Consider the following 13208-nt stretch of genomic DNA (forward strand, 5'->3'; position numbering starts at 1 on the left):
GATCAGCTCGAGAGTAATCTTCGAAATAGTATCGTATCGATACAAAATTAATTACGGAGACTCGAAATGACCAACGCTCGCTTCTATCACGCCGGCTGCCCTGTTTGTATTTCGGCCGAACAAACCCTGCTCAACCTGCTGGCCCCAGCGCTGAAGGTTGAGGTCGTGCACCTGGGCGAACAACCACAGCGCGTCACCGAAGCCGAACTGGCCGGGGTTAAGTCAGTCCCTGCGTTTGTGTACGAAGGCCAGGTGCTGCACCTGAACTTCGGCGCCTCCATCAACGACCTGAAGTGAGGAGCCGAGCATGAAAACCCCTCTCGCATTCACACTCAGTGCACTGCTCGCCAGCTCGGCCTGGGCCCATGGTCCAGGCGGCATCCACAGCGAGAAAAGCGCTCAGGTCGACGCCGCATTTGATCTGGTGCACACCCGCGTATTCAAGGACGGTAGCGACCTGGTATTCGAGCAACTGGTCGATGGTAAAGCCGGCAGCCGCACGCCCACAGCCCAAGGCAGCTTTGCCGGCGCCGAGGTCTACAGCTATGTCTGGCCGACCAGCCTGAACAGCGGCGCAGTCGGCTTTGCGGACGACTCGGGCATCCTCGCCCTGGCGCTGACTTCGCATCCAGATTTCGACGACACCCCGCACCTCGATGAAAACCGCGACGGCGACAAGGCCAACGATGGCGGCCTGTGGCACTCGCACTGGGTAGTGCTGAGCAAAGACGCCAGCTGCGGCCCTAGCGGCCTCAAGGTTCGCGACATTCCCGAAGGTGCCAAGCCCAAGCTGCCGGCCACCTGGCCTGGCGCACCGATCTACATCGACTCGCCCGGCTATAACCTCAGCGTGAACAACGACGCCGCGCAGATTCGCGTACCGCTGTCGGCAGTCGGTTTTCCGGCCAGCTTCAACTATGACGGGGTCACCGCTGCGCTGCAGGTAAACGCCGATCTGCATAACCCCCTGCTCTGCGTCAGTAGCGTGTGGGATGTGGCCTCCGGCGACCTGTCGCTGCCAGCTACCTGGAAGGAGGAAAAGTAATGAAAGTGAATGTATTCGATACCCATGTGCGCACCCGCGACGGCCGCTACCTACACTTTGATGTGCTTATCGAAGGCACCGACCAGGCTCGCGCCACCCAGTACGCCCGCGACTGGATGAGTGAGCGCGGCGTACAGGATGCCGACATCGAACAGAGCCGTTGCCAGTTCTGCCACAGCGAACCGGCCCACCCCGAAATCGCCGCTGCCGTCACTGCGCGGGGCTACTACATCATCCCGCTGCAAGGCTGCTAGGAGACACATCATGAACGCGTATCAGCCCCTGAACTGCGATTTGCACGACTACCTGGAGATCGCCTGTATGCACAGCTACGGCTTGCAGATCGAACTGCTCGACGGGCGAAGCTTCGCAGCCAGGGCGCTGACCACGCGCACGGCGCCGAGCAAGGAAGAATTTCTCGTACTGGAAAACGATAACGGCCAGTTCGAGGTGCGCCTCGACCAACTGCTGGCCATCACCCCGCTCGACGCCAATGCCAGTTTCGGCCGTGTCGAGCTGGCGGGAAGTTACTGCGCATTCTGAACTTGGGATGCGCACGCCCCGAATGATCGAGAGGTTAACGATGAAAACCGCCCTAGCCATTCGCCATCTGCACTTCGAGGACCTGGGTACGCTGGAGCCGCTGCTGCGCGAGATGAATTATCAGGTGCAGTATACTGGACGACCTCACCACGCTGGATGTGGAAAGCCCGGATCTGCTGGTCGTACAGGGCGGACCAATCGGCGCCTATGACGACGCGCTGTATCCCTTTCTTGCAGCAGAACTGCAACTGCTGCGCCGACGTCTGGCCAGCGCTCGACCACTGCTGGGCATCTGCCTCGGGGCTCAATTGATCGCGCGAGCCCTGGGTGCCAACGTCTACCCCCCTCGACAGAAAGGAAATTGGCTTCGCACCGCTGACACTGACCGACGCCGGACGCGCATCACCTCTAGCGGCGTTGGAGGGCGTGGCCGTGTTGCACTGGCATGGCGATCAGTTCGACATACCACCCGGCGCAACTCACCTGGCCGCCACGGCTATCGGCACCAACCAGGCATTCGCCCTCGGCTCGCAGGTGCTGGGTTTGCAGTTCCATCTAGAGGCCGATCCGGCGCGGATAGAAAGCTGGCTGGTTGGCCACGCCAGTGAACTGCACCAATCTGGCATCGATCCACGCACGTTGCGCGCCCAGGCGCGTGCGGCGCAACCCTACCTGACCCAAGCCGCCGGGCGCGTCATCAGCCACTGGCTGGAGGTAGCCCAGCACGCCGCGTTGTAGCACCCACCCTTTATTACCGAGTACCGCTGCAGCACCGAGCAGCGGCACTCCGCTGTTGAGAAACCAGAATGAAAAGATACCGGCTTATGGTTCACCGAAACACCAAGCTGTTGGGCCATTTCGAGTCAGCAACCCCCTGGGCGCAGGATGCGGTGCAAGACATCGCACGCTGCCTGACTGAGGCTGGCTATGACCTTGAACTACTGATCGCTGAGAGCGAGCGCCGGCTACTGGATAGCGGCCCGGATGGCGTTCGCATAGTGAGCAGTGAGCCGATCTTCAAGGCGGCAACCCTGCACGGTCTGCTCTCTAGCGGTTGAACGAAACCGCTCACCTCGGTGCCCCAGGCAGCATGCACGGTTGCACGGTTTACGCCGCCTATGCACGAGCACCTGGGGTGCCGCGAGCGTTCTTCTTTTGCAGGATCATCGAGGCTTCGTTGTAGGCATGCTGGAATGCATCGCTGCCGATCCATTCCACTGCTGTGTCTTCGTCTTCCTCGTGGAAGATCCCGCGATAGACGATCAGCAGCCCCATCATAAAGTCGGTGGCAGCGTCTTCCGCCTCTTCGGCGACCACCAGCTCCAACACCGGGTATTGCAGAAACACCAGACACATCGCCAGCAGACTGATGCCCTCGCCGACTTTCATCGCCTGGAACAGATCATCGAAGTGTGCCGGGTCGAAGCCGTGCTCTTCGATGTCCTTGAAGTCGAAGGTGCTCAGGTCGATTTCAACATCATCAAACGGCTCGTTGATCAGCGGATTGGCCAGCAGCGGGTGTACGACATGGGCTTTGGCCTTGCCCGAGCGATTCTGCTTAGCCTTGGCTTTAGCCCGCTGGGCACGTTTTTGCTGTTTATCTGGAGAGGCCATGCAGGCAAGTTCCTTGTTCGAGGTAGCCATAGATATGGCCCGAGATATGCTGGCGCATAGTGTATTCACTCTTGGATGGGGACGTCGGTCAAAGGGAATGGATTTATTTTCCCTGAAACGCTTGAGCCGCGACTGCTTTGCATGACCCGCCGCAAACACTTCGCCAATGACGGCGATATCACCTGGCGCTGCCGCATCATCGGCTTCAAGGTGGGGGGATTATCCGCTCCACCCAGGGCCGCATGATCATGGCACCGGCCTTGGTGGCTGGGCGCATCAACCTGGACGAGTTGATGGCAAAAACCAAACCCGCGGTGGATCGCACGGCGCTGGAGTTGGGCCTGCCTAGTTATTTCCAGCGTTGTGCGGCGTCCTGATCGGAGCAGCGCCCTTCGACCCAGCGCGGGCCATCGGCGGTGTCTTCCTTCTTCCAAAACGGTGCGCGGGTTTTCAGGTAGTCCATGACGAAGTTGCAGGCATCGAATGCCGCCTGACGGTGGGCGCTGCTGGTGCCGACAAACACAATCGGCTCGCCCGGCTCCAGACGGCCGATGCGATGGATAACCTCAATGCCCAGCAGCGGCCAGCGCTGGGCAGCTTCCTCGGCAATCTTGGCCAAGGCCTTCTCGGTCATACCGGGGAAGTGCTCGAGAAACATGCCGCCAACTTCGCGCCCCTCGTTGAAGTCACGCACATAGCCGACAAAGCTGACCACCGCGCCGATACCAAGGTTGGCGGCGTGCAGGACGTTAAGCTCAACGCCCGGATCGAAGGGTTGCGACTGGACGCGAATGGCCATACTCAGCCTCCGGTAACGGTGGGAAAGAACGCCACTTCGTCGCCGGCCACTAGCGGCTCATCCAGGCTGCAGAGTTCCTGATTGCGTGCACACATCAGGTTCTGCTCGGCCAGTACCTCCCACACCCCACCGCGTGCAAGCAGGTGTTGGCGCAGTTGATCAAGGCTGGCGAATTCGCCGCTAAGCTGTTCGCCATCCAGACCTAGTGCTTCACGGTAACGGGCGAAATACTGCACGCGGATCATGCGCCTGCTCCCGCTACGCTCTCTGCCTTGAAGGCACCACTCTTGCCGCCGACTTTCTCCAGCAGACGCACGCTTTCGATCACCATGCCGCGGTCCACTGCCTTGCACATGTCGTAGATAGTCAGCGCGGCAACGCTGGCGGCGGTCAGGGCTTCCATCTCCACGCCGGTCTGCCCAGTCAGCTTGCAGCGCGCGGTGATGCGCACGGCATCCGCGCCCTCAGGCGTCAGCTCAACCTTGACGCTGGTGAGCATCAGCGGGTGACACAGCGGAATCAGGTCGCTGGTTTTCTTTGCGGCTTGAATGCCGGCAATCCGCGCCACGGCGAACACATCGCCCTTGGGGTGATCGCCCTGGGCAATCATCTGCAGGGTTTCTGGGCGCATGCGCACTAAGGCTTCAGCCACGGCCTCACGGACGGTCTGAGCCTTGTCGCTGACATCGACCATGTTGGCGCGACCTTGGGAATCGAGATGGGTTAACACGGACAGGCTCCAGACAAGTGTCCAGCGATTGTAAACCCAGGGGTCAGGTTTCGGCACCTGTGAATGCTAGGGGATTCAGACAGGAGGTTACGGCGACACCCGGCCCAGCAGCCATGACGGCCTGCTGGGCGAGCGTGAGTGATGGTTACATATGGGTTTCCGCGTACTCGGCGAGGATCGAGCGCGGCACACCCTGCAAGGTGATGTGTACGCCATGCTCGAAGTCTTTGAAGCGCTCCGTCAGGTAGGTCAGGCCCGAGCTGGGCGCCGACAGGTAGGGCGTGTCGATTTGCGCCAGGTTACCCAGGCACACCACTTTGGAACCGCTGCCGGCACGGGTGATGATGGTTTTCATCTGGTGCGGGGTGAGGTTCTGGCATTCGTCGATCAGGATCAGACTCTGCTGGAAGCTACGGCCACGGATGTAGTTGAGCGATTTGAACTGCAGCGGGACCTTTTGCAGGATGTAGTCGACGCTGCCGTGGGTGTTCTCGTCGTCCATATGCAGGGCTTCGAGGTTGTCGGTAATCGCGCCGAGCCAGGGCTCCATCTTCTCGGCTTCGGTGCCGGGCAGAAAGCCGATCTCCTGATCCAGCCCCTGCACGCTGCGGGTGGCGATAATGCGCCGATAGCGCTTGCTGACCATGGTCTGTTCGATGGCCGCCGCCAGGGCGAGGATGGTCTTCCCTGAACCCGCCGCGCCGGACAGGTTGACCAGATGGATATCCGGATCGAGCAAGGCAAACAGCGCCAGTGACTGGTAGATATCCCGCGGCCGCAGGCCCCAGGCTTCCTGGTGCATCAAGGGTTCCTGGTGCATGTCGAGAATCAGCAGTTCACCGTGCTTGATGCCCTTGATCCAGCCGACAAAGCCCTGCTCGTCGATGATGAACTCATTGACGTGCACCGCCGGCAGGTTGTCGGTGAGCTGTACGCGGTGCCAGGTGCGGCCGTGATCCTGACGGGTTTCCACCTTGTTCACGCGGTCCCAGAAGGAGCCGTCCATGTTGTGGTAACCCTGCGACAGCAAGGACACATCGTCGACCAGCTGGTCGGTGTGGTAATCCTCGGAATCGATGCCACAGGCCCGCGCCTTCAGGCGCATGTTGATGTCCTTGGTCACCAGCACCACGTTGAGACCGGGGCGACGGGACTTCAGCTCGACCAGCTGGTTGATGATCTTGTTGTCGTTGAGGTCTTCCGGCAGCCAGGTGACCGGAGCTGCGCTTTTGCTCATCAGAATCGACAGATAGCCGCAGGGGCCACTCTTGTCGCGCTGGATGGCGACGCCGTGCTCCACCTCCTCCGGGTTGGCGCTGCCGAGGATCTTGTCGATCAGACGAATAGCCTGGCGGCACTCGGCGGCCACGCCCTGTTTGCCGGTTTTAAGCTTGTCCAGTTCCTCCAGTACGGTCATCGGGATAGCGACATGGTGCTCCTGAAAATTCAGCAGCGCGTTGGGGTCGTGGATCAGCACATTGGTATCGAGGGCGTACAGGGTTGGGGCGGTGGGCTTGGAGCGTCCGTGGTCATCCATACTCGGTCACCTTTTTCTAGTAGCCAAGCAACGCAGGGGCGAGACTGCGCCGCGGAGGGGCCGTCGACTCCTCAGGGCGGAGGCTGAGAAGGCTGCAAAAAGGTGAGGGCCAATGGCCGCCACCTGTCTGCAGGGTTCGGCGGTCTTGCCTTTTAGATACTCCAAAAAAGATGACAGAAAAACGTATTTTTTAAGTTTTTCAGGTTTATTTATCGGAGCGACAAATAGCGCTTGGCGCACCACGCAAGCGCCGTTAAAGTCGGAAGTCCCACCGGCTTTCGAGCCAGGCAGATTTTTCCATTCAGCCGCACTCCACCCTGTGCTCAGCGGCACAGCGATTGACCTCCACGGTCACATGCGCCAGCTCCGCAATCCCCGCCAGCCGCGCCTTGTAGCGATCCGCCGAGCCGTCACCATGGGTCACCACGCTGACGATGCAGGCGAACTGCGCCCGGCCCACGCGCCATAGGTGCAGATCGGCCAGTTCAGTGTCCGCCTCCTCGGTCAAGGCGCTGCGCACGCGCTCGACCACTGGGCTGTCCATCTCGCGATCGAGCAGCACCTTGCCAGTGTCGATCAGCAGGCCCTTGGCCCACACCCCGATAATCACCGCGCCAATCACCCCCATCAGCGGGTCGAGCCAATCCCAACCCAACAGCATACCGCCGAGTAAGGCGAGGATGGCCGCCACCGAAGTCAGCGCATCGGCCAGCACATGGATAAACGCTGCATGGCGATTGAGATCCTTGCCCGCGGGCGCCGCGTGATCGTGATCGTGATCGTGATCGTGATCGTGATCGCCATGAGCATGGCCACCCGCGTGGCTATGTCCATGACCTGCGCCGTGGCTGTGATCATGGCTGTCACGCAGCATCCAGGCAGACGCCAGATTTACCAGCAAACCAATCACCGCCACCCACAAGGCCATGTCGAAGGTGATGGTTTGCGGCTGCCACAAGCGCCACAGCGACTCGAACGCCAGCATTGCCACCACCACAACCAGCATCAGAGAACTGGCAAAGCCGGCCAACACTTCAATCTTCCAGGTACCAAAGGCAAAGCGCGGATCATCGGCATAACGCCGCGCCAACAGATAGGCCAGTGCCGTGAGGCCGATGGCCAACATGTGCGAGGCCATGTGCCAGCCATCGGCAAGCAAGGCCATGGAGTTGAAGGCATAGCCGGCGACTATTTCCACCAGCATGGTCGCCCCGGTTAGCGCGGCAACGCGCCAGGCCTGACGTTCAGCCTTAGTTTCCAGCGGGCGGTAGTCGTGGGACGGCTCCCAGCGCGAATGGTTGCAAGCGGTCATAACAGCTCCTTGAAGGATGAGGCAGTAACAGACCTTGAACAAACTACAACCCCGTGGCGGCCCTCGGGTCAAGCCACAAAGCTAATCACCCTTATAGGTAGTCTCAGCGGCTGTCAGCTTCTAGAATCGCCGCAGACTTTCAGGAGCAACCCCCATGTTGATGGTGATTTCCCCAGCCAAAACCCTCGATTACGAGACACCGCCTGCGACTCCACGTTTTACCCAGCCCGAACACCTCGACCACGCTCAGGATCTGATTCACCAGCTGCGTGACTTTACCCCGGCGCAGATCGCCGAGTTGATGCACCTCTCGGACAAACTCGCCGGTCTTAATGCCGCACGCTTCGGCAGTTGGGAACGACCGTTCAACCCGTCCAACGCCAAGCAGGCGCTGCTGGCGTTCAAAGGCGACGTTTACACCGGGCTGCATGCCGAGGACTTCAGCGAAGCCGACTTCGATTTCGCCCAAGAGCACCTGCGCATGCTTTCCGGCCTCTATGGCGTGCTGCGCCCGCTCGACCTGATGCAACCCTACCGCCTGGAAATGGGCACCAAGCTGGTCAACCCGCGCGGTAACAACCTCTATGACTTCTGGGGCGAGCGCATCAGTGGCTGGCTGAACGAAGCGCTGGCGGCCCAGGGCGACGAGGTGCTGCTCAACCTGGCGTCCAACGAATACTTCAGCGCGGTGAAACGCAAGGCACTAAATGCGCGGCTGATTAACACCGAGTTCAAGGATCAGAAGAACGGTCAGTACAAGATCATCAGTTTCTACGCGAAAAAAGCCCGCGGCCTGATGGCACGTTATGTGATCAAGGAGCGCCTGACCGATCCAGCCGGCCTCAAGGATTTCACCTACGAGGGCTACCGCTACTCAGCCGAAACCTCAAAAACCGACACCCTGGTTTTCCTCCGCGATCATCCACAGGATTAACCCCTCCTTCCCCCTGCGGGCCGCGTAAATGGCCCGCCCTGCTCCATCTCCCCGCGCCATTAAATACTTATTCAAACAGTCAGATTATTTAATCTGGAAATTTCTTATTGAACTTTCCCGCGCACGTGCACTTCATGCCAAACGAACGACCAACTCATTGCAAAGTGCCATCAAAGTGCAACTACCAAGCAGTTCTCATTTCATTACGAAAGATGACGAACGGTCGGAACCATCAGAAAAACATCACACTCATAGCGACACGATGCTTTTCTTTATCCGACTTTCACGTGAATAAAACTGCAATAAACGCGGGCCATTATCCGTAGCAGCAAATCAACATAAGAAAGTCACCAACTAACAAAGGCGGAACTAAAACGACTCAACAGATCACTAAGACCCCCATGCCAGAGCCGACCGCGCAAATGGCAGAACAAGTAGAACGGGCACGCAACTTATAAAGCCCGACGCCGGCAACCGCTTTAAGTTGCCAATCAACTCTTATGCCTGAATTAGTTCAAGCACGTCAGCGTGCAGAACTAACGAATAACTGTGGCCAACTGCCACTTATTAATAGTAGCAATAAATGGACGAGGTGAATGCGATGCGAATTAGCATCTTCGGTTTAGGTTACGTCGGGGCAGTTTGTGCAGGTTGCTTATCGGCGCGCGGTCATCAGGTGATCGGCGTAGATATATCTGCCACCAAGATTGACCTGATCAACAATGGCAAATCGCCAATAGTTGAACCAGGCTTGGAAGAACTGCTGCAACAAGGGCTCGCATCAGGGAATCTGCGCGGTACAACTGATGTGGCGGATGCGGTGCTCAATAGCGATGTGTCGTTTATCTGCGTGGGCACGCCGAGCAAAAAAAACGGCGACCTGGAACTCAATTACATCGAAGGCGTATGCCGCGACATTGGCTTGGCCATGCGCGACAAAACCGAGCGCCATACCGTAGTCATCCGCAGCACGGTTCTGCCAGGCACCGCCAAGAACGTGGTCCTGCCGCTCCTGCAGGATTGCTCACAAAAGCAAGCTGGAGTCGACTTCGGCCTGGCAGTAAACCCGGAGTTCCTGCGCGAAAGCACCGCGATCAAAGACTACGACTTCCCGCCCATGACGGTGATCGGGGAGTTGGATCAAGCCTCTGGTGATCTGCTGGAAAGTATCTACAGCGAGCTCGATGCACCGATTATCCGCAAGAGCATCGATGTTGCAGAAATGATCAAGTACACCTGCAATGTCTGGCACGCCACCAAGGTCACCTTCGCCAACGAAATTGGCAACATCGCCAAAGCAGCCGGCGTAGACGGTCGCGACGTGATGGAGGTGATCTGCCAGGATCACAAACTCAACCTCTCCAAGTACTACATGAAACCCGGCTTCGCCTTTGGTGGCTCGTGCCTGCCCAAAGACGTTCGCGCCCTCTCCTACCGCGCAGGCTCTCTGGATGTTGACGCGCCGCTGATTGGCTCACTGATGCGTAGCAACTCCATTCAGGTGCAGAACGCCTTCAACATCATCGCCAGCTATGACAAACGCAAGGTTGCCCTGCTCGGCTTGAGCTTCAAAGCGGGCACCGACGACCTGCGTGAAAGCCCGCTGGTGGAGCTGGCGGAAATGCTGATCGGCAAGGGTTACCACCTGAGCATCTTCGACCGTAACGTCGAGTACGCCCGCGTCTACGGGGCGAACAAGGACTACATCGAGTCGAAGATCCCCCACGTGTCCTCGCTGCTCAGCAGTGATTTCGATGCTGTGGTGGATAACGCCGACATCATCGTGCTGGGCAACAGCGACATGCATTTTGCCCCTCTGGCGGAGCACGCCATGGACGGCAAACACGTGGTCGATCTGGTGGGCTTTATGCCGACCGCATCGCGTGCCGGCAGTGAAGGAATCTGCTGGTAAGCACAGCGGCTCATAAGCCTAAGCAAGCCCTGGGCGGCCAACGCCAGCCCAGGGCCTATCAGCACAAACGATGGATATGTTTATGCACCTGCACACGCTTAGAAGCGGCCTCAACCAGGCCGCCGGCTGGCTGTTCTATTTATCACTACTAATGCTGCTGGCGCTGGCATTACCGAGGAGCGTGTTCGACCCCGACTCGCGCGACTACCTCCTGCTGATTGGCATCGTTGGCGTCTGGCGCTACTCCATGGGTGCCGTGCATTTCGTACGCGGCATGCTGTTTCTCTATGTGGTGTTCCCCTTCTACCGACGCCAGGTCGCCAAGCTCGGCAAGGCTGCCGACCCGTCACAGGTGTTCCTGCTGGTCACCAGCTTTCGCATCGATGCACTGACCACCGCCCAGGTGTATCGCTCGGTCATTCGTGAAGCGATTGACTGCGGCTACCCGGCAACCGTGGTGTGCTCCATCGTCGAGCTGTCTGACGAGCTGCTGGTGAAAAACCTCTGGGCGCAAATGCAGCCGCCGGCACATGTCACCCTGGATTTTGTGCGCATTCCCGGTACGGGCAAGCGTGATGGCCTGGCCTATGGTTTCCGTGCCATCTCGCGGCAGATGCCGGATGCCGATGCTGTGGTGGCCGTGATTGACGGCGACACCGTGCTCGGCGAGGGCGTGGTACGCAAAACCGTGCCCTGGTTCAAGTTGTTCCCCAATGTCGGCGGCCTGACCACCAACGAGTTTTGCGAGGTACGCGGCAGCTACGTAATGAGCGAATGGCACAAGCTGCGCTTTGCCCAGCGCCACCTCAACATGTGCTCGATGGCCCTGAGCAAGCGCGTATTGACCATGACCGGGCGCATGTCGGTCTTCCGCGCCGAAGTGGTGACTGACCCGGCATTTATCGCCGATGTGGAAAGCGATCACCTCGACCACTGGCGCCTGGGTCGTTTCCAGTTTCTCACCGGCGATGACAAGTCCAGCTGGTACAGCCTGATGCGCCTGGGCTACGACACCTTCTACGTGCCGGATGCAGCGATCAACACGGTCGAGCATCCACCGGAAAAGAGCTTTATCAAAGCCAGCCGTAAATTGATGTTCCGTTGGTACGGCAACAACCTGCGGCAAAACGCCCGCGCTCTGCGCCTGGGAGTAAACCGCCTGGGTGGCTTCACCAGCCTGGTGTTGTTCGACCAGCGTGTGTCGATGTGGACCTGCCTGCTCGGCCTCAGCGTGGCGATTATCGCCAGCCTCAAATATGGCTTCGGCTTCATCCTCGTCTACCTGCTGTGGATCGGTCTAACCCGACTGGTTCTGACTCTGCTGCTCAGCGTTACCGGCCACCACATCGGGCCGGCTTATCCACTGATTCTCTATTACAACCAGATCGTCGGTGCGCTGGTGAAGATCTATGTGTTCTTCCGTCTCGACCAGCAATCCTGGACCCGCCAGAACACCAAGCTTGATCGCGGCCTGGTGAGTTTTCAGCGCTGGTTCAACACATGGTCCTCGCGCGCCATGACCTTCTCTGCCGCCAGCCTATTCGTCGCCACCCTGCTGGTGCTGGTGTGACGACCGTGATCCTTTTGAACAGGAATTTGCAAGCATGAATACAGCCGTCAACGTCAATGTGGTCCATGAGTCAGAAGCCCAGCGCCAGCATGCTCGGGTGAGAATTCCAGCCCAGGTGCACTACCTGAACAAGAACCGCGAACGTGTCGAGCTACCGCTCAGCGATATCTCTGCGGGTGGCTTCAGCGTCATCGACAAGCAGCAAACACTGCAGATCGGCGACTTTCATAAAGGCCGCATGCAGTTCAAGCTCGATAGCTTCAACCTGGGCATCGACATCGAATTCCAAGTGCGCTCGGTTGATATGGACGGCAACCGCATCGGCTGCCAGCTGCACAATCTCAAACCACGCGAGCAGGCCACTCTGCGCCACCTGATCAGCGCCTACCTGGGCGGTGAACTGGTGAGCGCCGGTGACCTGCTCAGCACCCTGCAACGTGACAATTTTACCAAGGCGCGCAAGAACACCAGTAACAATGCGGGCATGGGGGTATTGGGCCGCCTAAAAGCCGTAACGTTCAGCCTGGCAATTTTTCTGGTTGGTCTGGCCGCCTTCGGTTTTATCTTCAAGTCGGTGTACGGCCTGTACTTCGTCACGCATGCCCAGTCCGGCCTGGTCAATGTGCCTAGCCTGCAAGTCACCATGCCACGTGAAGGCACGGTACAGAGCCTGATCGGACCTGACGGCGCAATCGCCAAGGGCGCACCGATTGCCTCATTCTCCGCCAGCATGCTGGAAATGCTCAAAGGCCACCTGAACGACGAGCAACTGAACCCGGCAAATATCGAGACCCTGTTTGGCAAGCAGGTCAAGGGCACTCTGACTAGCCCCTGCGACTGCAAAGTGGCGCGCCAACTGGTAGCCGATGGTCAGTTCGCCAGCAAGGGCGATGTGATTTTCGAACTGGTGCCGCAGAACACCCAAGCCACCGTGCTGGCTAGCTTCCCGTACCGCAACTTTGCCCAAGCCCGCATCGGCAGCCGCGCCAGCTTTATGGTCGCCGGTGACGACACCCCGCGCTACGGCAAGATCATCAGCAGCAGCTTGCATGACGGCGGTTTGGCCGCGGACATCCGCGTGGTGATCGAACCCGAGCAAACCTTGAGCAGCAGCTTGGCTGGGCAGCCGGTGGAAGTGGTGCTCGACCGCGGCCCATCCCTCGACTGGATGATCGACAAAGCCCTGGCTTCTGGTCTCTGAGGGGCAGCCGT

16 protein-coding genes and 2 pseudogenes are annotated in these 13208 nt (G+C 59.1%); 12 read left to right on the top strand and 6 right to left on the bottom strand.

Annotated features, from left to right (window positions below; all coding sequences use genetic code 11):
* The first annotated feature begins 66 nt into the window (after nucleotides 1–66).
* The 7 genes and pseudogenes from AACX99_RS06885 to AACX99_RS06915 all read left to right on the top strand — a co-directional run bounded on the left by AACX99_RS06885 (nucleotide 67) and on the right by AACX99_RS06915 (nucleotide 2646).
* Entirely contained in the window at nucleotides 67–297 is a 231-nt protein-coding gene (locus tag AACX99_RS06885; RefSeq protein WP_339410487.1) for a thioredoxin family protein, read from the top strand.
* Nucleotides 298–307: 10 nt separating this feature from the next.
* Nucleotides 308–1045 (top strand): hypothetical protein, encoded by a 738-nt coding sequence (locus AACX99_RS06890; protein WP_339410489.1) that lies wholly within the window; start codon nucleotides 308–310, stop codon nucleotides 1043–1045.
* On the top strand, nucleotides 1045–1299 hold the full coding sequence (locus AACX99_RS06895) for a DUF2024 family protein (RefSeq protein WP_339410491.1): 255 nt from the start codon (nucleotides 1045–1047) through the stop codon (nucleotides 1297–1299). The genes AACX99_RS06890 and AACX99_RS06895 overlap by 1 nt, the downstream gene beginning before the upstream one ends.
* A gap of 10 nt (nucleotides 1300–1309) precedes the next feature.
* Nucleotides 1310–1588, top strand: coding sequence for a Rho-binding antiterminator (locus AACX99_RS06900; protein WP_339410492.1), 279 nt, complete (start codon nucleotides 1310–1312; stop codon nucleotides 1586–1588).
* Between the two features lie 158 nt (nucleotides 1589–1746).
* Nucleotides 1747–1899 (top strand): annotated as a pseudogene (locus AACX99_RS06905) (glutamine amidotransferase-related protein); the annotation flags it as partial.
* 16 nt (nucleotides 1900–1915) lie between these two features.
* Nucleotides 1916–2326, top strand: a complete 411-nt coding sequence (locus tag AACX99_RS06910; RefSeq protein ID WP_339410595.1) for a hypothetical protein — start codon at nucleotides 1916–1918, stop codon at nucleotides 2324–2326.
* Nucleotides 2327–2412: 86 nt separating this feature from the next.
* Nucleotides 2413–2646, top strand: a complete 234-nt coding sequence (locus AACX99_RS06915) for a cytoplasmic protein (RefSeq protein WP_339410493.1) — start codon at nucleotides 2413–2415, stop codon at nucleotides 2644–2646.
* A gap of 58 nt (nucleotides 2647–2704) precedes the next feature.
* Here the strand turns inward: AACX99_RS06915 and AACX99_RS06920 are convergent, their stop codons facing one another.
* Entirely contained in the window at nucleotides 2705–3202 is a 498-nt protein-coding gene (locus tag AACX99_RS06920; RefSeq protein ID WP_339410494.1) for a hypothetical protein, read from the bottom strand.
* A gap of 150 nt (nucleotides 3203–3352) precedes the next feature.
* On the opposite strand from AACX99_RS06920, the pseudogene AACX99_RS06925 reads away from it, so the two are divergent.
* A pseudogene (locus AACX99_RS06925) lies at nucleotides 3353–3579 on the top strand (hypothetical protein); the annotation flags it as partial.
* Here AACX99_RS06925 and moaE read toward each other — a convergent pair.
* The 5 genes from moaE to dmeF form a co-directional block, all read right to left on the bottom strand.
* On the bottom strand, nucleotides 3552–4001 hold the full coding sequence (moaE, locus tag AACX99_RS06930) for a molybdopterin synthase catalytic subunit MoaE (protein ID WP_339410495.1): 450 nt from the start codon (nucleotides 3999–4001) through the stop codon (nucleotides 3552–3554). The pseudogene AACX99_RS06925 and the gene moaE overlap by 28 nt on opposite strands.
* Nucleotides 4002–4003: 2 nt before the next feature.
* On the bottom strand, nucleotides 4004–4246 hold the full coding sequence (locus AACX99_RS06935) for a MoaD/ThiS family protein (protein ID WP_339410496.1): 243 nt from the start codon (nucleotides 4244–4246) through the stop codon (nucleotides 4004–4006).
* Entirely contained in the window at nucleotides 4243–4731 is a 489-nt protein-coding gene (moaC, locus tag AACX99_RS06940; RefSeq protein WP_339410498.1) for a cyclic pyranopterin monophosphate synthase MoaC, read from the bottom strand. The genes AACX99_RS06935 and moaC overlap by 4 nt, the downstream gene beginning before the upstream one ends.
* A 145-nt stretch (nucleotides 4732–4876) precedes the next feature.
* Nucleotides 4877–6268 (bottom strand): PhoH family protein, encoded by a 1392-nt coding sequence (locus AACX99_RS06945; protein ID WP_339410500.1) that lies wholly within the window; start codon nucleotides 6266–6268, stop codon nucleotides 4877–4879.
* A 301-nt stretch (nucleotides 6269–6569) separates the two neighbouring features.
* On the bottom strand, nucleotides 6570–7580 hold the full coding sequence (gene dmeF, locus AACX99_RS06950; RefSeq protein WP_339410501.1) for a CDF family Co(II)/Ni(II) efflux transporter DmeF: 1011 nt from the start codon (nucleotides 7578–7580) through the stop codon (nucleotides 6570–6572).
* Nucleotides 7581–7734: 154 nt separating this feature from the next.
* On the opposite strand from dmeF, the gene yaaA reads away from it, so the two are divergent.
* The 4 genes from yaaA (at nucleotide 7735) to AACX99_RS06970 (ending at nucleotide 13197) form a co-directional block, all read left to right on the top strand.
* Nucleotides 7735–8514: a peroxide stress protein YaaA gene (gene yaaA, locus AACX99_RS06955; protein ID WP_339410502.1), complete on the top strand. Its 780-nt coding sequence runs from the start codon at nucleotides 7735–7737 to the stop codon at nucleotides 8512–8514.
* Nucleotides 8515–9115: 601 nt separating this feature from the next.
* On the top strand, nucleotides 9116–10426 hold the full coding sequence (locus AACX99_RS06960; protein ID WP_339410503.1) for a nucleotide sugar dehydrogenase: 1311 nt from the start codon (nucleotides 9116–9118) through the stop codon (nucleotides 10424–10426).
* Between the two features lie 82 nt (nucleotides 10427–10508).
* Complete coding sequence (alg8, locus tag AACX99_RS06965; protein ID WP_445261840.1) at nucleotides 10509–11996, top strand: mannuronan synthase; 1488 nt, start codon at nucleotides 10509–10511, stop codon at nucleotides 11994–11996.
* A 34-nt stretch (nucleotides 11997–12030) separates the two neighbouring features.
* On the top strand, nucleotides 12031–13197 hold the full coding sequence (locus tag AACX99_RS06970; RefSeq protein ID WP_339410504.1) for an alginate biosynthesis protein Alg44: 1167 nt from the start codon (nucleotides 12031–12033) through the stop codon (nucleotides 13195–13197).
* Nucleotides 13198–13208 lie beyond the last annotated feature (11 nt).

Origin of the sequence: Pseudomonas sp. EA_35y_Pfl2_R5 (genome assembly GCF_963970805.1) — a bacterium.
In the GTDB taxonomy this organism is placed as follows: domain Bacteria; phylum Pseudomonadota; class Gammaproteobacteria; order Pseudomonadales; family Pseudomonadaceae; genus Aquipseudomonas.